This is a genomic window from Rothia sp. HMSC069C01, from assembly GCF_001814655.1.
GTDB lineage: Bacteria > Actinomycetota > Actinomycetes > Actinomycetales > Micrococcaceae > Rothia > Rothia dentocariosa.
Map to the genome: position 1 here is coordinate 54,185 of NZ_KV817381.1, position 21,597 is coordinate 75,781.

Consider the following 21,597-nt stretch of genomic DNA (forward strand, 5'->3'; position numbering starts at 1 on the left):
GATGTTACTAGATGCTCAACTTTGTTGGGTAGCTCTTAACCCCAACACGTCGCGGCAGAACCCTCTCAAGTCCCAGTCGTAGGATTTGCAAGAACTTATATTACTGCTGTGGATGCACCGTTCTCATGAATAGTGCAGCACACGGGGGAGATATTACGTGTTCCCTTGCACAGCTCGGTAGAGTTCTTCAACAGTGGTTATGTTGGTGGGGTCTTCCTGCTCGGAAGGGTCGTTGGGGTCGACAAGATCTGCTCCCTCAGGAATTATGAATTCTTTTCCGTTATATTCTTCTTTCTTGGGATCAATTTTGCAACTATCACGGCTAACATCAAACTTGTAGTTTTTTGGATCGACTATGCGCGAGAATTTTGCTCGGGAGAAGTCGGGTTCTTCTATAAAGGTTGTGTCAGAGAAAAGAACACTCTGTTTGAATTTAGCCTTAGAGAAAATAGCGCGCTCATAGGTTTCTTCATTTCCAAAGGTTGCTTGAGAGAAATCAGCATTCTGGGTAAAGGTAGCCTCGGCGAAGATAGCACGCTGGTCGAAATTAGCACTTTGGAAGTAAGCATCGTGGAAGTCAGCGAGCCGGAAGGTAACATGCTGTTCGAAATGGGCTCCGAGAAAGTCAGCACGCTGGAAGGTAGCCTTGGTGAAGTGAGCACGCTGTTTGAAATGGGCATCGAGAAAGTCAGCACGCTGGAAGGTAGCCTCGGCGAAGATAGCATCCGAGTCGAAAATAGCACTTTCGAAATCAGCATCCTGGGTGAAGATAGCCCCATGGAAGTTAGCATCCTGGATGAAGTACGTCTTGGAGAATTTTGAGGAAGCACCGAAATAGCTGTTGCTGAGATCAACGGGGTAGAAGAAAACTGCGCTTGAAAAATCATACTCAAAATATGACCATGTTCCAGGTTTAACTTCACCTTTACCATCTTCGTTCTTATCCTTATTGCTATTGAGTCGTTTTTCAATTTCTGACAGAACTGTTTTACGAACCTCCTGTTCTTCTCGGAGAAGTGATTTATCGCGCATAAAATCTTCGTGAGATTGTTTTGCGTTTTTCGGCTTTGGGAGTGGAATTACCTGAGGGCTGTGTAAATCTTGGTTACCTTGGCAGTTCTGCTGATATTCTTCGTAGCTAAGAATAAGTTCGTCATGGCGTTCAGCCAACGGAAAAGAAGAACGTATATACGCGCACAGGCTATCGATAATAATTTGTCCTTCTTGTCGACGTTCTTTCTCGGAAGGGAGGGTTTTCTCGTCATCTAACCAATCATCGACTAGTTTGGCTAGAGTATAGACACCGCCAAGACGGATAGGCGCTTTTTCATCGGCGAGCTGTTCAACCGCTTTGGCATAACGGCTACGCCGCTCGGCATGTACCTGCCGCATATGTTCCTGGTCGTTTTTACGTCGAGTCTCACCCAGAGTGACGGCACCCAAGAGTCCGCCAGTTGTGTAGATTAAGAGCTGGCGTAAGACAGGGCCATCATCATTTTTGTTGAAACCCGAGTTGATAGCTATCGGGAGGAAGAATGCCCAAGTTCCACCGAGAATAGCTAACATCCCAAGCCATACATAGAACGTTCTTAGTGTTACCTTTTTAGATTTCCGTATGTATCTCACAACTGACAGGGATATAAGCCCAATAGCTATAATTCCCAGGGATACAGTAACAATCACCAGAATACACTGTGCTTTTTGGGAGTCTGTTATATCCAATTCTGGTTCAGCCTTTCCTTTAACCGAGAGCAAATATTCACCCTCCATCATAGGGCGAGGGTGACCCTATGTATCGGATTTCCCATTGTTAACCTCATACACCGCGTAAGGTGGAGCGGGGTATCCCTTAGTGATCGCGCGGATTATCGCCCGCAGAGTCCTTAGCTTTCGTGTCGTTTTCGCCCCAAAACCACCAGCACAGCACCCCTTGCCACCTGCCCCTAACTCCTACCCACTTCAAAAACTTGAGTCTTTTTCACTCAAGTCTGTTGACATCCACCCAAACATGTGTAAAACTTGAGTACATGAGGCTCAAGGGGTCACTCACCGGGCAGCATCCCAGCACATCTTCATCGTGCATGCGCTCGGTCTAAAAACCCCTTACGCCCCGAAGATTTAACCAAGGAACCCGCCTCGCCAAGAAGCGGGGCATAACACTAAGGAGTACAAAACATGGCACGTGCAGTTGGTATTGACCTCGGCACCACTAACTCGGTCGTATCCACCCTTGAAGGTGGCGAACCGGAAGTTATCCCTAACGCTGAAGGTGCCCGCACCACCCCCTCCGTTGTCGCATTCTCCAAGGATGGCGACGTTCTGGTGGGCAGCGTAGCAAAGCGCCAGGCGGTTACTAACGTTGATCGCACCATCTCGTCCGTCAAGCGCCACATGGGCACCGACTGGACGACTGAAATTGACGGCAAGAAATACACCCCGCAGGAAATTTCCGCACGTATTCTGCAGAAGCTCAAGAACGATGCTGAAGCATACCTGAACGACAAAGTGACCGATGCGGTTATCACCGTTCCCGCATACTTCAACGACGCTGAGCGCCAGGCTACTAAGGAAGCCGGCGAAATCGCAGGTCTGAACGTTCTGCGCATTGTGAACGAGCCGACCGCAGCTGCACTGGCTTACGGCCTGGACAAGGGTAAAGAAGACGAACTGATTCTGGTCTTCGACCTTGGTGGCGGTACCTTCGACGTCTCCCTGCTTGAAGTTGGCAAGGACGAAGACGGCTTCTCCACCATTCAGGTGCGCGCAACCAGCGGCGACAACCGTCTGGGTGGCGACGACTGGGATCAGCGCATTGTGAATTGGCTGCTTGAGCAGGTCAAGTCCAAGACCGGTGCAGACCTCTCCAAAGACAAGATCGCTCTGCAGCGTCTGCAGGAGGCAGCTGAGCAGGCTAAGAAGGAGCTCTCCAGCGCATCCAGCACCAACATTTCGCTGCAGTACCTCTCGGTAACCCCCGAAGGCCCGATTCACCTGGACGAGAAGCTCTCTCGCGCAAAGTTTGAGGATCTCACCAGCGACCTGCTCGAACGCACCAAGAAGCCCTTCCAGGACGTTATTAAGGAAGCAGGTATCAAGGTTTCGGATATTTCCGAGGTCGTGCTCGTGGGTGGTTCCACCCGTATGCCCGCCGTGGCTAACCTGGTGAAGGAACTCACCGGCCGCGAACCCAACAAGGGTGTTAACCCCGATGAAGTTGTGGCAATGGGTGCAGCCCTGCAGGCTGGCGTGCTCAAGGGTGACCGTAAGGACGTTCTGCTGATCGACGTGACCCCGCTGTCCCTCGGTATCGAAACTAAGGGTGGCGTGATGACCAAGCTGATCGAGCGCAACACCGCTATTCCGACCAAGCGTTCTGAGACCTTCACGACCGCTGAAGACAACCAGCCTTCCGTGTCGATTCAGGTGTTCCAGGGTGAGCGCGAATTCACCCGCGACAACAAGAACCTGGGTACCTTCGAGCTGACCGGTATCGCCCCCGCACCGCGCGGCGTACCCCAGATTGAGGTCACCTTCGATATTGACGCCAACGGCATTGTGCACGTCTCCGCAAAGGACAAGGGCACCGGTGCTGAGCAGTCCATGACCATCACCGGCGGTACCTCCCTCTCGAAGGAAGACATTGACCGCATGGTCAAGGACGCTGAGGCTCACGCAGAGCAGGATAAGGCACGCCGCGAGGCAGCCGACACCCGCAACGCGGCAGAGTCTGTGGCATACTCCGTCGATAAGCTGCTGAAGGAGAACGGCGAGAAGCTGCCCGAAGACGTCAAGACTGAGGTTCAGGGCGATGTTGACGAGCTCAAGAAAGCTCTTGAAGGCGATGACGACGATGCCGTGAAGTCCGCTCTTGAGAAGCTGCAGGCATCCCAGACCAAGCTGGGCGAGGCTCTGTACGCTTCCGCACAGGCAGAGGCTAACGCAGACTCCGCTTCTTCCTCCAAGGAAGATGACGAAGATGTGGTAGACGCCGAGGTTATCGACGAGGACGAAGACGAGAAGAAGTAATCATGGCTGAACACGAGAACACTGCGGGAGACCCACTGGAGGAGGCATTCAACGCCCCCGCCGCCGAGGGTCACCCCGAGGCTGAGGAAGCCCCTGCCGTAGCCGATGCTGCGGCGGGGGAAACCCCCGAGCCGAACGAGGAAGCACCCTCAGAGGATGCGAAACTCGCGGCAGAACGCCTGGACAGCCTGCTTCGCTTGCAGGCGGAGTTCACGAACTTCAAGAACCGTGCCGCCCGCGAGAAGGAACAGCTTCGAGAATTCGTGGCGAGCGATATCGTGAGCCTGCTTCTGCCGGTGCTCGACGATATTGATGCCGCACGCAAGCACGGCGACCTGCAGGAAGGCCCATTCGCTGCGATCGCCACCAAGCTTGAGGATTCTCTCAAAAAAGAAGGCGTGGAACGCTTCGGTGAGGTGGGCGAGCCCTTCGACCCGAATATTCACGAAGCGGTTATGCAGCAGCCGACCAGCGAGGTAGAACCGGACCATATTTCGATGGTTCTGCGATACGGGTACCGTGTGAAAGATCGCGTGGTACGCACCGCCCAGGTTGCGGTGGCTGTCGCCGAATAAACGCTCCGTAGAGCACATAACGGGCGGGTTCTTGAGGAATTGAGAGCCCGCCCGTTTGCCGTATATTTCCGCGGATTTTCTGGGATTTCTCTTCCAAAATTGAGTCTAGTAGACTAAACTTTATATAGGATTAAAAACTAAGGTTGTGCCCCTTTGGACGGGGCGTTACAAGAACCCCGGACGACGGGGAAGGAGAACTTACATGGCAAGCGAAAACTGGCTGTCAGAAGACTTTTACAAAACCCTCGGCGTGAAAGAAGACGCCTCTGAATCTGATATTAAAAAGGCTTACCGCAAACTCTCGCGCAAATATCACCCCGACCTAAACCCCGGGAACGAGACAGCCGAGAAGAAATTCAAGGAAGTCTCCGAAGCCTACGATGTACTCTCGGATAAGAAACAGCGCGAAGAATACGACCAGATTCGTAAATACGGTGCCGCAGGGTTCGCTAATGGCGGCTTCGGAGGCGGCGCTGGCGGATTTGGTGGTGCCGGTGGTTTCGGCGGATTTAACGGCCAAAACGTGCATTTCACGACCAGCGGCGGTGGCGAAGGTATCAACATTGAAGACCTGCTCGGTGGACTCTTCGGTGGTGGCGTTGGCGGCGCGGGTGGTTCACGCCGTACCGCCGGGTTCACGAGTGCCGATTTTGGGGATGCCACCGGGTTCGGGGGAGCTCAAGGCTTCGGCGGCAGGCAGCAGCGTGCCCCGCAGGATAATAACCTCTCCACCAGCACACGTATTACCCTGCCGCAGTCGTACACGGGCACCAAGGCGACCGTGTTCCTGCCGGACGGCACGAGTACTGAGGCGCGCATCCCGGCGGGTGTGAAGGACGGGCAGAAGGTGCGTGTGCGTGGCAAGGGCCGCCCCGGCACCGGCGGCGATCTGATCGTGACCGTGCGTGTTTCAGATGACCCGCACTACAGTCGCGAAGGAAACAACCTGGTGTTGCGTGCCCCCGTCACTCTGGAAGAGGCCGTCAACGGCGGTGTGCTGGAAGTACCCGTACCCGGCGGTAAAACCGTCAAACTGCGGCTGACCCCCGGCAGCGTGGGCCGTAAACTGCGTGCGAAAGGACGCGGGTTCACAACCAAGTCGGGCACCGGCGACCTGCTGGTGATCCCCGAGGTACACCTGCCGCAGAACCTAAGCGATGAGGCGAAGGAAGCCTTCGAGAAGTTCATTGCTCTGGCGCCGCAGGAGAACCCCCGTGAGGACCTTTTGAAGAAAGTTAGGTAGCTTATGAGTGCCCATAATAAGCAGTCGTCGGCATCTGCCTACAGCGCCGACCGGCCGGTTTTTGTGATTTCGGTAGCGGCGGAGCTGGCGGGGATGCACCCGCAGACACTCCGCCAATACGATCGCCTGGGGCTGGTGCAGCCTTCGCGTGCGCCGGGTAAGGCCAGGCGCTATTCGCAGCGCGATGTGGATTTACTTCAGCGTATTCAGCAGCTCTCGCAGGAGGGCGTTTCGCTTGAGGGAATCCGCCGGATTATTGAGCTTGAAGAGATGGTTGAGGAACACCGGGATCATATTGCCCGCCTGCAGGCTCAGCTTGAGGATGCGCACGCCAAACTGGGCCTGGCGGAACGAGTGTTCGCAGCCAGCACCCGCGGGGATGTGGTGAACATCCAGCGGGGGCAGCGCCCGGCGCCGCGCAAACGCTCCTCGGCGGTAGTGCTGTACCGGCAGAAATAGGGCTTGACCGCCCCAATACCTGCCGCTTTGAAACGGCAGCTGCGAGTATTTACTTACGCCTATACGTCAGGTCGTGGGCGCGCCTTCCTGCCTCGCGAGCCTTCCTCTCAAAGCTGGTCAGGATACGCCCCTCCCAGCGCGGCGCCCAACCACCCACGGGGTCGTCCTCGGTAGCGCCTTCACCGGCATGCAGATTCTCGAAGTCGGGGTGTGCCTCCATGACATCGCGCATCACGTGAGCGTATTCTTCCCAGTCGGTAGCAAGGCGCCAGATTCCGCCGGGTTTGAGCACGCGCGCAACCTTGTCGGCAAAAGCGGGGGAGACCAGGCGGCGTTTGTGGTGGCGTGACTTGTGCCAAGGGTCGGGGAAGAAAACCCAGAGCTCATCAACCGAATTTTCTTCCAGCATGTTATCGAGCAGTTCGGGGGCGTTAGCCTGAGCGACGCGCACATTCTCAACCCCGGCCTGCCCCATCTTGAGCAGCAGATCCGCAATGCCGGGGGTATAGACCTCAACAGCAAGGAAGTTTGCCTCGGGCATTTCACAGGCGCGGTGCACGATTGCTTCGCCCAGCCCGGAACCGATTTCGACCACCTGGTAGGCTTCGCGCCCGTAGATTGTGACCGGGTCGAAGGCGGCTTCGGGGGCTACAGAGGTATCTGCCTGCAGCCGGGGTATGTCGAGCACGTGGGTTTGGGAGTAGGTGTCCCACGCTTTTTGGCGGCGCGAGGTCAGGCGGTCGCCACGGCGCACGAAGGAGTAGGGCTGGCGGAAGAACTCGGGCGGTACCGTTTTCTTCTCGGGCGTCTGGGGCGCATCGGCGTTGGCTGATGCGGTGGTCTGCGCGTTCTGCTCTTGAGATGACATACCTATCAGGATAACGTAGCGGCGCGCGGAGAGAGGCACTGTTAAAAATTCTGGGGAGTTAAAAATTTCGGGAGCAGTTTTTCATTGTACTGAAGAAACTGCCCCCGTTTGGTCTTTGCGACCGCAAATTCGCCGTGCAGGCTACTTTTTCTTGCCGGAGAACAACAGCGCTAAGCCCGCGCCGAGAATCACGATGTTGTTGGCGAGCTGCTGCCCATCCTGGGTGGGGCGGAATGCACCGTCATGCATGTCGGGGTTGCGGAAGTACATGGTCATGAGGTTCGCACCGAAGGCGGTCAGACCCGCGCCCGCGAGGCGGGCAGGAATAAAGGGGGTCAGCAGGGTGGCGCCGAGTGCGGTTTCTGAGTATGAAATAAGTTTGCCGAAGGTTTTCGGCTCCAGCTTGGCGACGGCGGGAACGCCGGTTGCTGCCATCTGCTGCAGATATGCGTAGGTACCTTCGTCGGCGCCGAGTTTCTTGATGCCTGCATCGAGCACGAGCGCGCCCGTGGTGAGGCGCAGTGCAGCATTTGATAGTTTACCCATGAGTGAGTGTCCTCCTGATATTTTGTGATGAGATGAGTGATGCGGTGTTTCCGCACCGGGCATTGCAATTGTAGCGGCAAACCTCAGGAAAGTTTATTTAATCGTAAAGTTTTAACATAATTTTTGCGGTAAGCATTATTTTTCAGCGTTTTAGCGGGAGAGTAGAGATGTGCCCTCGGCGTGTTGCCGCGCTTCCAGTACCTAAGACGTAATCGGTGCAGGCGCCTTTTGCGGGTAGAATTCTGTGTAGTCATGGCGTAACGATGCGATTTTCCGTGAGCCGTGCTCGTGCGAAAATCTGAACTGCATCGTGATGCCCCGAAGGTCGGGGCTTCCTGTCGAGGTTGTAGCCCGCAGGGCAGAGCGCGCATAGAAAAGAGGAATAGTGACACAGCGGCCTTCCGAACATGCCGTTACCGAGAACGAGAGTTCGACGGGTGAAGAGAGCCTGCAGCGTGGCTTAAGTTACAGACACATCCAGCTCATCGCTATTGGCGGTGCGATTGGTACCGGGCTGTTCCTGGGATCGGCGAAGACTATTTCGCTCACGGGACCTTCCATCGTGTTTGTCTATGCGATTATTGGCGTCATCATCTATTTTGTACTGCGTGCGATGGGCGAAATTCTGCTGTCTAACCCGAAGTACAAGTCATTCACCGATTTTGTATCGGATATTTTGGGTGCGCGCGCGGGCTTTTTCGTCGGCTGGTCGTATTGGTTCTTTTGGGTGACCACGGGTATTGCGGATGTGCTGGCGATTACGGATTACACGCATTACTGGTTTCCCGAACTTCCCTCGTTTATTCCCGCGCTTATCGTAATCGGGGCGCTGCTGGCTCTAAACCTGCCCTCGGTGAAGAATTTCGGTGAGATCGAGTTCTGGTTCGCGATGATTAAGATCGTGTCGATTCTGGCGCTTATTGCCGTGGGTGCCGTGATGGTCGTGTTCGGGTTTACGAGCCCGGATGGAACGGTCGCCTCCATCACGCACCTGTGGGATCGCCCGGGACCTTCGGGCAACGGTGTGTTTATTCACGGTTTAACGGGTTTCTTGGGCTCGTTCCAGATTGCGCTGTTCGCGTTCGTGGGTGCTGAGCTGGTGGGCACCGCCGTGGCAGAGACGAAGAACCCCGAACGTACCCTGCCGCGTGCGATTAACGCTGTGCCTTTCCGCATGGTGCTGTTCTATGTGCTGCCGCTGTCGGCAATTCTTGCGGTGACTCCCTGGGATAAACTCGACCTTAACATGAGCCCTTTCGTGGGGATGTTCTCACTGGCGGGTGTGTCAATTGCTGCCTCGCTCATTAACTTTGTAGTGCTGACCTCGGCAACATCTTCGGCGAACTCAGGTATTTTTTCGACCTCGCGCATGGTGTATGGCCTAGCAGAGGAGGGGAATGCGCCTTCCTTCCTGAAGAAGCTCTCGAAGAACGGTGTGCCCACGAACGCCCTGTACCTGACGACGGTTCTTCTGCTCTTTAGCCTGGTGATGCTGGCGTTTGGGCGTGAGCTTCTGGAAGCGTTTACTGTCGTGACTTCGGTGGCCTCAATTATGGGTATTTTCACATGGTCGATGATTCTGGTGTCGTACCTGGTATACCGCAAGAAGTTCCCTCAACGGCATGAAGTCTCTCAGTATAAGATGCCGTTCGGTCGCACGATGAGCTGGGTTGGTTTGGTGTTCTTCGCTCTGATGATCTATGCCCTGAGCTTGCAGCCAGAAACCGGGTTGGCTCTGGCGCTTAGCCCTATCTGGTTTATTGGGGTCGAGCTTGGGTATGAGATTATGGTGCGCCGTCATGCGCGTAAGCGCCTTCTTGCGGAGTCGGCACAGGTGGAATCTGAGTAGCGAGTTTATTTCTTCCTCATTAGCGGGCGGGACGCGGTGCGTAGAAAAAACGTGCGGCATCCCGCCCGCTGTGTCTTTGGGGGCGATGACATACGGCATGTACCAGAACAGACCCCAGTATGTATAGATATTCTTAAATTTGTATAGAAATCATATATGATGAGAATTTTTCTTTTGAGAATGTGGCGAGTTAGGCAATAAAGGGACGTACCTCACGTGCGCTGTGTTTTCCGAAAGTAAGGCTTATTGTCAAGGGTTTTTCACAGATTCCTTCCGAAATTTTTTGAATTTCGATATAAAGAATTTATTGTTCGTGACGCATGCTATAGATACGCGACACACTTCTTGGAGATAATTACACAATACCGTCCCTGTTATGTAGAATATATATTCAAAAGTTGTGATAGCTCACCGTATCTTACGGGCTGAGTGCTGCACTTGCCGCCCCGAAAGCCGGGGCTGTCCCGCTCGGCTGCGGGACCCAACCACGAAAGAGGAACTGTCATGCAGCAACCTCACGATAATGCCGCATCGGCGGCAGACACGACAGATAATGCTGAAGAACTGCACCGCGGGCTGAGCAACCGACACATCCAGCTCATTGCTATCGGCGGTGCTATTGGTACCGGGCTTTTCATGGGTTCCGGTAAGGCAATTTCTAAAGCTGGTCCATCTATCCTCTTGGTCTACATGGTTATCGGCGCCGCTATCTTCTTGGTGCTGCGTGCGATGGGTGAGATCCTTCTATCAAACCTGAAATATAAGTCATTCTCAGACTTTGCTACCGACCTGATCGGGCGCCCCGCAGGGTTTTTCCTTGGATGGTCGTACTGGTTCATGTGGGTGGTCACCGCGGTCGCAGATATTATCGCAATCGTGGGCTATACCGAGCTGTGGTGGCCCGATTTACCGAAGGCGGTTCCAGCACTCGTCGTGATTATTGCGCTGCTGGCGCTGAATCTGCCCTCGGTGAAGAACTTCGGTGAGATCGAGTTCTGGTTCGCCATGATTAAGATTGTTGCCATCTGCGCCCTCATTATCGTGGGTGCCATTATGGTTGCTACGAGCTTCACGACACCCAGCGGTGCTCACGCTCAGGTAGCCAACCTGTGGAACGACGGTGGGTTCTTCCCCAACGGTGCCACCGGATTCTTAGGCGCCTTCCAGATCGCGGTCTTCGCCTTTATGGGGTCCGAGCTGGTAGGTACTACCGCCGCCGAAACCCAGAACCCCATGGTGACTCTGCCGAAGGCTATTAACTCAGTGCCGGTTCGTATTCTCATTTTCTATGTGGGTGCCCTGATCGTTATTCTGATGGTAAACCCCTGGCGTGAAATTAATCCGGCCAAGAGCCCCTTCGTGACCATGTTTACCCTCGCCGGTATTGCCATTGCGGCGCATATCGTGAACGTTGTGGTGCTGACCTCGGCAACATCATCGGCGAACTCGGGTATCTTCTCGACTTCGCGCATGGTGTACGGTCTCTCGCAGGAAGGTTACGCCCCGAAGTTCCTCGGTAACCTTTCCGGGAGCGGTGTGCCCCGCAATGCGCTGTTCCTCACCTCGATTCTGCTACTCTCCAGTATCGCCCTGCTCTATGCTGGCGACTCGATTATTGAGGCGTTCACGCTGGTCACCACGATGGCGGCGGTACTTGTGATCTTCGTATGGTCGATGATCCTCGTCAGCTACCTGTGTTACCGCGCGAAGCGCCCCAACCTGCACCGGGAAACCACCTATCCCATGCCCGGCGGCGTGGTGGCATGCTGGATCGTGCTTGCGTTCTTTGCTTTCATCATCGGGATTCTTGCTACCGATAAAGACACTCTCACCGGTCTGATGCTCATGCCCATCTGGTTCATCCTGCTGACTATCGGGTGGTTTGTGAAGAACAGCATCAACCCCGAAATCCCGGAGACCAGCATTACGCAGTCGCATCCGGTGGTGGATATGAAGGCACCGAAGAATAATAAGTAAGGATACTTCTACGGATATCTGTTCCGCATTACTTCCGGTATAAAAAGGCTCTTGATGTGAATAGGGCGGCGTTTCTAACGCTTTATTCAATCAAGAGCCTTTTAGCGTGATAGGGGAGAAGAAACGGAAGAATCCGCGCCCCGGATTAACCGGCCTCGGTGCCCGAGGTATCCTCGGCATCCAGCACCAGGTCATCCGTGCGGTAGTAGTCCCAGCGGGAACAGCCCATACCCCAGCGCATCGCCTGTACTACATCCTGCGCGGCCTCATGAGGGTCAAAAACATTCCGGTTCCACATAGGCTGCATGGGGGTCGGCGCCACCCACCCGTGCGAACGCAGGTAGTCGGTACTGAACTTGGGCAAAACCTCAGCCTCCATCGCAATTTCGCACAGGAACCCGGCGGGGGAGCGGTAGATGCACACAAGCGGCATTGCGTTAGCATTCGCGGCACCCGTGAGCACATAGTAGGTGCGCAGATGCCTGCTCCAGGGCAGGCTCGCCAAACGCTGACCGAGTGAGTTCGTCACCTCGTCCCAGCGGTCGCGGGCAGAAACCGTCTGCTCAGACTTCACAACCCCAATACCCTGCACCGCAAGCTGCTCGGGTGAAATACTTGGCGGATGCGGCGGCACCCGCACCGGTGCGACCTCACTCTTCGTCATCTGCAGGGCATCGGTCACCATTGTGCGGCCCACCTGCAAGGCGGTATGCCAAGATCCATATTTCGCGCGCACCGCCGCCAGAAACGGCACCCGACCCAGATTACTGCGCATGGTAGACCATGTTCCGTAGGCAAGCACCGTCGGCTGCCGATCATACCGAATACAGTAACTCATGAACCTGCCCAGCTGGTTGCGGAATTCCATATCCGTGAGCGAAGTACCGCCCAGCTGCCAGTTGTACTCCGCATAATCGGGCGGACACACACCGGTGCGCAGCATGGCGGTTGACCATCCGCCATCACCCAGCTGATCACGAATGCTCTCGCAGGAGGGCGGCCATACAAACGAACCGTGCGCCACGTCTTGGGACTCAGCCGGAAGATGCTGGCACACATCGCGGTAGGTAAGCTCGTCAAGCTGCGTATACGGATGCAGCGCCAAGTACTTGAGCCCAGCGCCCACCTTCCCTAGAATCAAGGCGATATTCTGCGGTGAAACCCGTGCGCTCTCCAATAAGCGCAGCATATCCGCCATGACTGCTGCATCCAGAGTTGTTGCGGCGTAGGAACCATCCGGCTCCAGACCGTAAGCCTCTGCCACCGCATACCAGACGGCGGTCGCCAGCAAAACATGGGTGGGAGTCTGCTCGCCGTGCGAACCAAACTCCCACATGCCAGAATCTAAAGCAAAATCAAGATGTTCCCGGTTAACCTGCGGAAAAAGAACACGAATACGCCGGTGCGTTTCGCTCGGAGTCCAGCCCTGCGCAGCCAAGGCGGTAATCAGCGTGCCAAACTGCTGATGAAATTCGGCGTACCCCGGCGGCAAAGACGAACGTGAAGGCGCCTGCGCGCGATCGTCAGCACGACCATACATGCGAAACCTTCTTTCAGCCAGTCCACCGTGAACCGGCTACCGTCATGTCATCTTCTATGCCCCGGCGCATAACTTCTGCACAATCGCCGGAATATCTGAAAAATAGCGATGTGATGTTATTACCCATTCTAGATGCGGGACCATAGCTGTAAAATTTATTACGCTCCGATGCGCAACATACCCCGCGCCGCACGCCCCGCAAGACTGGCACAGCACACCCGAGAATGCGAAACTGAGAGAATGAGCGAAAAACACGAGCGCACCGAAGCTACGAACACCCGCATCCTGACGATGCTCTCTAACGAACTAGACCTCAAACCCACGCGTGTTCGTGCCGCCGTAAACCTGCTCGACTCCGGGTCTTCGGTTCCGTTTATCGCTCGATACCGCAAAGAAGCTACGGGCGCGCTCACCGACACCCACCTGCGTGCTATCAGCGCCCGGCTCGATGCCCTGCGTGCGCTCGAAACTCGCCGTGAGAATATTCTCAGCTCGCTCGCCCAACGCCGCGAAGACGGGCTGATCGATCCGCTTACCTACGAACAACTCATCACGGGGGTGGGGGCGGCATCCAGTAAACAAGACCTCGAAGCGCTCTACGCGCCCTACCGGAGTGAGCGCATCACCAAGGCGCAGCGTGCCCGCGCGGCAGGTCTGGAGGCGCTCGTTGAAGACCTGCTCGAAGTTCCCCTTGCCGGGGTCTATGATATTGCCGCAGCCTATGTAGACGAACCGGATGAAACCGACGATAAACAGGCGGCCGATGCCGGAAAATCCGAAGACGCCCGAATTACAACGGTGGAGGAAGCCCTTGACGGTGCCCGCGCTATCCTGATCGACCGGGCGCTGACTGACCCAACGCTCGCCGAACGCCTTCACGAAAGAATGGTTGCCACCGGAATGATCTCTAGTCGAATTATCGCCGGGAGAGAAGCCGAAGGGGCAAAATTTGCCGACTATTTCGACTTCTCCGATAGCATTAGGCGTATTCGCCCGCACCGGGTTCTCGCCCTGCTTCGCGCCAAAGAAGCCGGAATCGTGCGGCTCAGTATTGACGGTGCCACACCAGCCCCGCCCCTGAGCAAACTCCGCGGAGAAGCGCGTGCTGCTGCGCTTGCCCTCGCCGAAAATTACGAGAACGTTCGTTCGGGATACGAGCGTGAAGTCGCCGCCGCGCTGCGCATACCCGTGCAGGTTCTCAACACCGTCGACAGCGAAGACCGTGTGCTCGGCTGGCTCGCCGCAACCGTGCGCACCGCATGGCGCAAACGGCTACACCCCCGCCTGGCAGACCGCATACGCAATGCCCTCTTCGAGATGGCAGAACGCGAAGCCATCACCGTTTTCGCCTCGAACCTGCGCGACCTTCTGCTTGCCGCGCCCGCCGGGCAAAAAGTCACCCTCGGGCTTGACCCGGGGCTGCGTAACGGCGTGAAATGCGCGGTTATTGACGGCACCGGGCACGTGCTGAAAACCTTCACGGTGTACCCGCACGCGCCTCGATACGATCATGCCGGTGCGCTCGCTGCCCTTGAGGATGCGGTTCTCACCCACGGCGTGGAACTTATCGCTATCGGCAACGGCACCGCCTCACGTGAGACGGATAAACTCGCCGCCGAACTGCTGGCGAAGCTGCGTTCTCAGGGGTATAAGGCGGCACAGAAGGTTACCGTCTCAGAGGCGGGGGCATCCGTATATTCGGCCTCTGAAATCGCCAGCGAAGAGCTGCCCGATCTTGATGTAACGGTACGCGGGGCGGTCTCGATCGCTCGGCGGCTGCAAGACCCGCTCGCCGAACTCGTCAAAATTGATCCCCAGTCTTTAGGCGTGGGGCAGTACCAGCATGACGTCAGCGTGACCGCTTTAAGACGCGCCCTCGATAATACGGTTGAGGACTGCGTAAACGCGGTGGGGGTTCACCTGAACAGCGCATCCGCCGCACTGCTTGCGCGTGTTGCCGGTTTTAACCGCACGATTGCCGAAAATATCGTGGCGTACCGGGGCGAACACGGGGCTTTCACCGCACGGGAAGAGCTTCTGAATGTGCCTCGGTTAGGGGCTAAGGCCTATGAACAGGCGGCGGGATTCGTGCGGATTCTGCACGGTACCGAACCGCTGGATGCCTCTGCCGTGCACCCCGAATCGTACCCTGTGGCGCGGCGTATTATCGCCGATGCGCAGCGGAATCACGGGGCACTCTGGCAAACCGGGCGGCTTATCGGCAGTGACGGGGAAGACCCGCTCACCGCGCTCGACCCCGCCGACTACGTGAACGGGAGCATCGGCGAATACACCGTGCGCGATATTTTTGAGGAATTGCGCCGCCCCGGGCGTGACCCGCGCCCCGAATTTCGTACCGCACACTTCTCTGAGGATATCTCTCGCTTTGAGGACGTAACCGTTGGGATGGTGCTTGAGGGAACCGTCTCGAACGTCGCGGCTTTCGGTGCCTTCGTCGATATCGGAGTGCACCAAGATGGGCTGATTCATATCTCGCAGATGAGCCGCGAGTATGTTGCGAACCCGCACGATATTGTGCGAAGCGGCGATATCGTGACTGTGAGAGTTGTTGAGGTGGATGCGTCTCGCCGCCGTATTTCGCTCTCGCTGCTGGTAGATGAGGGTGGCTCGGAGCGCTCGGAGACGGAGCATAAGAAAACGAATAAACGTTCTTGATAGGATTGAACCCAGAATGCGCGTCGCAGGAACGGGCATCCGGTAGCGCGTATGACTAAGAGAGTATTTCGGATGCGGCACCCGACGACACCTTAGCGCATGTCCGTCCTTCGGTCGTAGGGCGACCTCAAGTCCTCTTTTAATGCGCTTTCGGTGCGTCTGGAACCGCATCCATCTTCTTAGAATCTCCGTGTACTTACCCAGCGCGAGTTATTGCGGATGTGCCCGTTTGTTCCTCGCTGCGCTTCCGCAACAACTCACGGCAGAGCTTCGCGGTACGTTGCGCCTAGAATTTAGGATTCTCAGGGTCCGGACCTATGCGACCATCCTTCCGCGTAAGCCCATCAATCGCCGCAATATCTGCTGTATCCAGGGTGACATTAGCGGCCGCAAAGTTCTCGGCAATGCGCGCAGGAGTAACCGACTTCGGGATCGCCACGATCCCCTTCGCCAGATGCCAGGCGAGCACAGCCTGCGCCGGAGAGATACCGTGCTTACCCGCAATCTCAACGATCACCGGGTCTTTCAGAATCTCGCCACCCTGACCGAGCGGCGACCAAGCCTCAGTCACAATACCAAACTCACTGTGCACCGCGCGCATATCTTCCTGTGAGAAATACGGGTGCAGCTCAATCTGGTGAATCGCCGGGGTCACGCTGGTATCGGCGATAATTTCGCGCAGCTGAGCCTGCGGAAAGTTAGAGACGCCAATCGAACGCACCTTACCCTGCTTTTTCAACTCAATGAGCGCCCGCCACGACTCCAGATAGGTGCCCTGCTGCGGCATAGCCCAGTGAATCAGATACAGATCCACGTAATCGGTGCCGAGCCGCTCTAGCGATGCATCAAGCGCGGCAATAGCCTTCTCAAAACCCTGATCCGAGTTCCACAGCTTGGTGGTGAGAAAAATATCCTCGCGCGGCACGGAGCTGGCGGCAATACCGCGACCTACCCCAACCTCGTTCCCATAGATGGATGCAGTATCGATGTGGCGGTAACCTGCTTCGAGAGCCGTACCGACAGCATCGGCGGCACCATTATCCTCAATCTGCCACACGCCATACCCGAGCTGAGGAATGCTGTTGCCGTCGTTGAACGTGATGTTTTTGACCATTACTTCTCCTGAAATTTGATGGGGACTGACGCTTTCAACGGTACCCCTGGATGCGCTTGCACGCTAGGGTGACGGGCGCATCCAGCCCAGCGCGAAACCGGTAAGCCCCTCCCAGGCACGGAAAAGAGCCCTTATTTTATATAAAGCGTGAAAAATCCCGCTTTATTCGCTATCAAGAGCCTTTTCAGCAGGGAAAGTTAGGAATCAGTCGGGGTGAAAAGCTCACGAATCTGTTCCGCATCCACCCGGGACGAGGCGAAGGAGCCGTCGTTGACGACCGCATCAAACAGTGCCGCTTTCGATGCCTTCAAATCCATGACCTTCTCTTCAATGGTGCCCTCAGCCACCAGCCGGTACACGTGCACATCGCGTTCCTGCCCCAGCCTGTGGATGCGGTCCACCGCCTGCTGTTCAGCCGCCGGGTTCCACCACGGATCCATAATGAAACAGTGATCTGCCTCCGTCAGGTTCAGTCCGAACCCGCCCGCCTTGAGCGAAATCAGGAACACCGGCGCCGCACCCTCGGCGAAATCTTTCAAAACCTGCGGGCGGTTACGGGTTGTGCCGTCCAGGTACAGGTAGTCGATGCCTTCAGCCTGCAGCCGTTTAGCAATTGTGCGCAGATACCCCGTGAACTGGCTGAACACCAGCACCCGGTGCCCGTCGCTTAAGAGTGAGGGCAGATGTTCCACCAAATATTCGAGCTTGGCGGAAGCCACCCCGGCGTATTCGTCTGGATCGATAAGCGTGGCGTCAAGCGCCAGCCGCCGCAGAAGCGTGAGCGACTGGAAAATCGTGAACCGGTTCTTATCCATATCTTCTAAAAGCCCGAGTACCTTCTGCCGCTCACGCTGCAGATGCATATCGTAAATATGCCGATGCGCCGTCGTGAGCGGCACGTTTACCCGCACATCGTTCTTTTCGGGGAGATCGGCGGCGACCACATCCTTCGTGCGGCGCAGCATCAGAGGGCGAACCCGGCGGCGTAGCTTCTCGATAACCTGCGGGTCCTCACCGGACTCGGCGGGGCGCGCATATAGGTCGCGGAATATGCGCGCTGACGGGAACAGCCCGTCCGCCACAATCGCCAAGAGCGCCCAAAGCTCCATGAGGTTGTTCTCCATTGGGGTGCCCGTGATGGCGAGTTTCACCTGCGCGTTTAGGGCACGTGCTACCTTCCATGCGCGAGTTTTCGTGTTCTTCACGAACTGCGCCTCGTCCAAAATCAACGCACCCCACCCTGCACGTGGTGAAGCACCGTTCTCTGTATTTTTGGGAACATGGTTACCGAATTCAGTGTATCCGTCCTCGTCGAGGCGAAACAGCGCATAGCTCGTGAGCACCAGATGCGCACCCTGCACTAGCTCGGCGATGCTCTTGCCGCTTTTGCTCGTAGACTCGGTGATAGTCACCACCTTTGCCCCCGGCACGAATCGCGCGGCCTCCTGCGCCCAGTTACCCACCACGGATGTTGGGGCAACCACGAGGAACGGCGCAAAGTCGGTGTTATCGGCGTGTTGCTCATGCTCGGCGAGTGCTTGGGCAAGCAGAGCGAGTACCTGCACGGTTTTGCCCAAGCCCATATCGTCGGCAAGAATCCCGCCCAGCCGGTGCTGCCTCAAGAACGCGAGCCAGCGGAAACCCTCAAGCTGATAAGGTCGCAGAACTGCTGTAAGACCTAAGGGAGAGGGCAGATGATTCGCTGAAAATACGCCGGAAGAAACAGATAAAGAATCGGAATGTTCGTTCTCTAAAACTTCTTCGGAATCGGCGGTCTCACCCGCACGGTCGGCGGCCTCCACAAGGGCGAGAAGACTCTTGACCTGCGCATCCCAAGAAGCCACGGTTTCCACACTCGAAGCGAGCGATTCCAGCTCAGAGAACAGCCCCGCCTGATGCCGGTTAATACGCAGCTCACCGCCGGTTTCGTTGAGCGTGCGGGCCTCCTCAATGAGGGTTCGCAGCGCCGAAAACTCCGGGCGATTGAGCGAAAAATAGGTGCCGTTGCCCAGCAGAATACGGTCTTGATTCCGATCGAGCGCCTCAAAAACCTGGGCGAAAGGCACAGTCCAGTTATTGACCTTAATAGCGATACCCAGCCCGAACCAGTCACGCGAATTACCCTCGGTTACCTTGACCTCAATCATGGCGTCGGTTGCCTCGGTAAACTCGGGCACGGAACCGAGCAGCCGCACGCGAACCCCGGGAATGCGTCGCAGGGTGGGTAGCACATGGGCGAGAATATCGCGGGTTTCCCATCCCTGAGAGCGGCGTTCCCCGAACCCGCCCGCCAACACCGGGTTGGATGCAGTCGCTGACCGTACCGCGCGCAGCACCCGCGCCTCAAAACGTTCGTCGCGTTCCGTGCCCAAGCCCAGCGCCGGCAGGCGGCGAACCCCTGAGTCTGTGCCTTCTTCATCGAGTGGGTTCTTCGGGTACTCCCAATACCAATTTAGGAGTGCATCATGCGAAATCTCATCATCAAAATGCGCTTCAAACACCAAATATGGTGAATGAACCTTTGGCAGAGCCAAGGCCGGGTCTGGGGTAAAGAACGGGACGGCCCGCGTGAGGGTGGGCAAGAACTCGCGGTGAAAAGCTTCGCGTTCGTCTGCCGGAATACGCATTTCGCCGCGAGATACCAACGATTCTGCGGCTGCGTCCAAGGGCTCGGCAAGCGGAATAAACGCCAGGTTAAGACCCTCCGGCAGATCCGGAATAGTCGGCGTCGCAACGTTCTCGGGCGATAGCTCGGGAATGAGCCCACCCGTTTGTGTCTCAGAATTTTCGCTCTCGTCCGAGCTCTCCTCCGCCTGCTGCGAAGATTGAGTCTGAAAAACATCACGATGCGGCGCGTCTAAGGCGCCTTTGCGCGTGCTTTTCCAATGCACCCGATGCGCCTGTTCCTCGTAAATACGCTGCACAAGAGAACCGAGCGCGAAAAATCCTGAGCGTGGCGAGCCGATGGGGTGGCAGTGCGCGGCATCAAACCAGAGCTGCCGCACCCGGTTATCTTCGCGGGTTTCCCATCCCAAGGCGGCATGAAGAGCCAGGTCAGGAGCGGAATCTTCACTCACGGCAGCCTCTGCGTTCTGTCGGGATTCGGCCTCAACGGCTCCGGCGTGTACCCTCACCTGGGCGGGCGGCAGAACCGCCGTAGTCACCTCAAACCCTTCGAGAAGAATCGGCAGGCCAATCTGCTCTGTGCGCGCTAGAACATCCCACAGTAGTGTGGAGTTCGTGGCGGTGAGCGAAATCCAGTCCCGATGCGAAGAGTACATATTCTGCCACGGGCGTGCGATAGCGTATATCTCGGCGAAGAATCGTTCGTGCTCAGGGTACACTTCGTGACGACCGACCGGCCCACCAACGCTTGACGCGAAGGTCTCCCAGCTGAGCCCGCCCTTGATCCAGCGCCCGGTTTTGGACTGCATCAGCGGTCGCGCCAGCAAATTGATAGGCGGGGTTGCACCGGGAATATTGCGCCCGCGCGCATACGAACCCGAAATGCTGAAGGAAAGGTCGAGCGCCCCCGGAACCCGTGCCGAATCAATACCGGATGCTTCACCCCGGGCAGCGAGAACCTGCGCCATATCGCGCCGCCACACCGAAATTTTCGAGGGCGAAGAATGCGTATTCTCGTGGTCGTTCAGGGAGAGAGATTCGGGTTCGGTGGTGAGCGAGCTTGCCGAACGAATCGCCCCCGATGCGCGCAACGCCGCCAGAGGATTGTCGGCTGTCTCCGCAACCTGTTGCGCGGTATCTTCTGGGCTCTCTTGATTCATAGACTGGCGGATGCGGCCACCGGGCGCATTGTCGAGGGCTTTCCGCGCGGTTTTGGCACGGTCGAGTGCGGTGAGCATGAGGGCGACGGCGTGCTTGCAGTCGGCGGCGACCGGGCATGTGCATCGAGCGTTGAAAAGATTGGAATCGGCGTCAGAACCCGGGAAGAAGCGAATATCTACCTCATAGGGAATAGGGGTGCTCCCATTCACCAGACCTTCCAGCGTGTTTTCATCTTCATCGTAGGTGTAGCGCACCACTTCACGCTGACGGGCATAAGCAAGCCCGCGCTGGTATGCCTTATGCCCCGCCTGCCGAATAATCTGCGCAACGGTGACGGGGATATCGGGGAAAGGGTTTGGCGTGCTCACCGTTCCATTATCTCAACGGTGTCAAAGAAGCGCGCGGTAATTCGTTATGAGGTCTGTCCAAGATGGGCTGAGCGTTTCTTACGTGCATTTTTGATGACTATTGTGAAGAACATAATAAAAGTGATGATGGTGGTCAGGAAGCCAACGCATAAGACACTCACGGCAAGGGTAGCGGCTGCCTGTGTGAGAGGACTCGACCCCTTGGGCTGGATGCCCCTCCACTCGAAGGCATGGTACTCAACGACTGCTCCCCAACCTGCTAGGATGAACAATCCAATACCGAGAATGAGGAATAGTGCAGCTATTGCCCCAACCATACGTGCAGTTTTCATGCTTTCCCCTTGAGTAACTGACTTTATGGATTCATCTGGTCCCGGTCTTCTGCCGAGGGTGTTTTATTCTGCTCAGCATGCTTATTTTGTGCCTTGCGTGCCTTCTTGGTCGCCGTTGTGAAGAGCAGAATAAAGGTGATAATGCCGGTGAGGAAACCAATGCCTAGGAACCATAGGCTCAGATTATTAGTCGCCATGACGAGCGGACTTGCTCCTGCGGGATCGACACCCCTCCATT

General features: G+C 56.5%; 14 protein-coding genes and 1 pseudogene. 7 read left to right on the plus strand and 8 right to left on the minus strand.

Annotated elements, in window-relative coordinates; all coding sequences use genetic code 11:
- Positions 1 to 153: 153 nt before the first annotated feature.
- Positions 154 to 1,773, minus strand: a complete 1,620-nt coding sequence (locus HMPREF2981_RS02320) for a pentapeptide repeat-containing protein (RefSeq protein ID WP_246825225.1) — start codon at positions 1,771 to 1,773, stop codon at positions 154 to 156.
- A 402-nt stretch (positions 1,774 to 2,175) separates the two neighbouring features.
- Between HMPREF2981_RS02320 and dnaK the strand changes: the two genes are divergently transcribed.
- From dnaK to HMPREF2981_RS02340, 4 genes are all read left to right on the plus strand, one after another.
- A complete protein-coding gene (gene dnaK / locus HMPREF2981_RS02325) occupies positions 2,176 to 4,026 on the plus strand; it encodes a molecular chaperone DnaK (protein WP_004006017.1) in 1,851 nt (616 codons plus the stop codon).
- Positions 4,027 to 4,028: 2 nt separating this feature from the next.
- Entirely contained in the window at positions 4,029 to 4,601 is a 573-nt protein-coding gene (locus HMPREF2981_RS02330) for a nucleotide exchange factor GrpE (RefSeq protein WP_070660514.1), read from the plus strand.
- Between the two features lie 202 nt (positions 4,602 to 4,803).
- Positions 4,804 to 5,844, plus strand: coding sequence for a DnaJ C-terminal domain-containing protein (locus tag HMPREF2981_RS02335; RefSeq protein ID WP_070660517.1), 1,041 nt, complete (start codon positions 4,804 to 4,806; stop codon positions 5,842 to 5,844).
- Between the two features lie 3 nt (positions 5,845 to 5,847).
- Positions 5,848 to 6,303 (plus strand): heat shock protein transcriptional repressor HspR, encoded by a 456-nt coding sequence (locus HMPREF2981_RS02340; protein WP_004006020.1) that lies wholly within the window; start codon positions 5,848 to 5,850, stop codon positions 6,301 to 6,303.
- A gap of 49 nt (positions 6,304 to 6,352) precedes the next feature.
- Here HMPREF2981_RS02340 and trmB read toward each other — a convergent pair whose 3' ends face one another.
- Together trmB and HMPREF2981_RS02350 are read right to left on the minus strand one after the other, a co-directional pair.
- The gene (gene trmB / locus HMPREF2981_RS02345) at positions 6,353 to 7,171 is read right to left on the minus strand and encodes a tRNA (guanosine(46)-N7)-methyltransferase TrmB (protein WP_070660719.1); all 819 of its coding nucleotides are present in this window, start codon (positions 7,169 to 7,171) and stop codon (positions 6,353 to 6,355) included.
- A gap of 141 nt (positions 7,172 to 7,312) precedes the next feature.
- The gene (locus HMPREF2981_RS02350; RefSeq protein WP_070660520.1) at positions 7,313 to 7,717 is read right to left on the minus strand and encodes a hypothetical protein; all 405 of its coding nucleotides are present in this window, start codon (positions 7,715 to 7,717) and stop codon (positions 7,313 to 7,315) included.
- Between the two features lie 385 nt (positions 7,718 to 8,102).
- On the opposite strand from HMPREF2981_RS02350, the gene HMPREF2981_RS02355 reads away from it, so the two are divergent.
- On the plus strand, positions 8,103 to 9,566 hold the full coding sequence (locus HMPREF2981_RS02355; protein WP_070660522.1) for an amino acid permease: 1,464 nt from the start codon (positions 8,103 to 8,105) through the stop codon (positions 9,564 to 9,566).
- Between the two features lie 504 nt (positions 9,567 to 10,070).
- A complete protein-coding gene (locus tag HMPREF2981_RS02360; protein ID WP_004006024.1) occupies positions 10,071 to 11,543 on the plus strand; it encodes an amino acid permease in 1,473 nt (490 codons plus the stop codon).
- Between the two features lie 145 nt (positions 11,544 to 11,688).
- On the opposite strand, the gene HMPREF2981_RS02365 is transcribed toward HMPREF2981_RS02360, so the two are convergent.
- Positions 11,689 to 13,083 (minus strand): TY-Chap domain-containing protein, encoded by a 1,395-nt coding sequence (locus tag HMPREF2981_RS02365; RefSeq protein WP_004006025.1) that lies wholly within the window; start codon positions 13,081 to 13,083, stop codon positions 11,689 to 11,691.
- A 240-nt stretch (positions 13,084 to 13,323) separates the two neighbouring features.
- On the opposite strand from HMPREF2981_RS02365, the gene HMPREF2981_RS02370 reads away from it, so the two are divergent.
- Entirely contained in the window at positions 13,324 to 15,759 is a 2,436-nt protein-coding gene (locus HMPREF2981_RS02370; protein WP_070660525.1) for a Tex family protein, read from the plus strand.
- A 286-nt stretch (positions 15,760 to 16,045) separates the two neighbouring features.
- Here HMPREF2981_RS02370 and HMPREF2981_RS02375 read toward each other — a convergent pair whose 3' ends face one another.
- The 4 genes and pseudogenes from HMPREF2981_RS02375 to HMPREF2981_RS02390 form a co-directional block, all read right to left on the minus strand.
- Positions 16,046 to 16,873 carry an aldo/keto reductase gene (locus HMPREF2981_RS02375; RefSeq protein WP_013398540.1) on the minus strand — a complete coding sequence of 276 codons (828 nt, stop codon included), beginning with the start codon at positions 16,871 to 16,873 and terminating at the stop codon, positions 16,046 to 16,048.
- A 197-nt stretch (positions 16,874 to 17,070) separates the two neighbouring features.
- Positions 17,071 to 21,027, minus strand: a complete 3,957-nt coding sequence (locus tag HMPREF2981_RS02380; RefSeq protein ID WP_070660528.1) for a DEAD/DEAH box helicase — start codon at positions 21,025 to 21,027, stop codon at positions 17,071 to 17,073.
- Positions 21,028 to 21,071: 44 nt separating this feature from the next.
- Entirely contained in the window at positions 21,072 to 21,359 is a 288-nt protein-coding gene (locus tag HMPREF2981_RS02385; protein WP_070660531.1) for a hypothetical protein, read from the minus strand.
- A gap of 23 nt (positions 21,360 to 21,382) precedes the next feature.
- A pseudogene (locus HMPREF2981_RS02390) lies at positions 21,383 to 21,597 on the minus strand (hypothetical protein); the annotation flags it as partial.

Excerpts from the sequence above, each read along its gene's own strand:
- HMPREF2981_RS02320 (WP_246825225.1), bottom strand. The coding sequence starts at position 1,773 with ATGATGGAGGGTGAATATTTGCTCTCGGTTAAAGGAAAGGCTGAACCA.
- dnaK (WP_004006017.1), top strand. The coding sequence starts at position 2,176 with ATGGCACGTGCAGTTGGTATTGACCTCGGCACCACTAACTCGGTCGTA.
- HMPREF2981_RS02330 (WP_070660514.1), top strand. The coding sequence starts at position 4,029 with ATGGCTGAACACGAGAACACTGCGGGAGACCCACTGGAGGAGGCATTC.
- HMPREF2981_RS02335 (WP_070660517.1), top strand. The coding sequence starts at position 4,804 with ATGGCAAGCGAAAACTGGCTGTCAGAAGACTTTTACAAAACCCTCGGC.
- HMPREF2981_RS02340 (WP_004006020.1), top strand. The coding sequence starts at position 5,848 with ATGAGTGCCCATAATAAGCAGTCGTCGGCATCTGCCTACAGCGCCGAC.
- trmB (WP_070660719.1), bottom strand. The coding sequence starts at position 7,171 with ATGTCATCTCAAGAGCAGAACGCGCAGACCACCGCATCAGCCAACGCC.
- HMPREF2981_RS02350 (WP_070660520.1), bottom strand. The coding sequence starts at position 7,717 with ATGGGTAAACTATCAAATGCTGCACTGCGCCTCACCACGGGCGCGCTC.
- HMPREF2981_RS02360 (WP_004006024.1), top strand. The coding sequence starts at position 10,071 with ATGCAGCAACCTCACGATAATGCCGCATCGGCGGCAGACACGACAGAT.
- HMPREF2981_RS02365 (WP_004006025.1), bottom strand. The coding sequence starts at position 13,083 with ATGTATGGTCGTGCTGACGATCGCGCGCAGGCGCCTTCACGTTCGTCT.
- HMPREF2981_RS02370 (WP_070660525.1), top strand. The coding sequence starts at position 13,324 with ATGAGCGAAAAACACGAGCGCACCGAAGCTACGAACACCCGCATCCTG.
- HMPREF2981_RS02375 (WP_013398540.1), bottom strand. The coding sequence starts at position 16,873 with ATGGTCAAAAACATCACGTTCAACGACGGCAACAGCATTCCTCAGCTC.
- HMPREF2981_RS02385 (WP_070660531.1), bottom strand. The coding sequence starts at position 21,359 with ATGAAAACTGCACGTATGGTTGGGGCAATAGCTGCACTATTCCTCATT.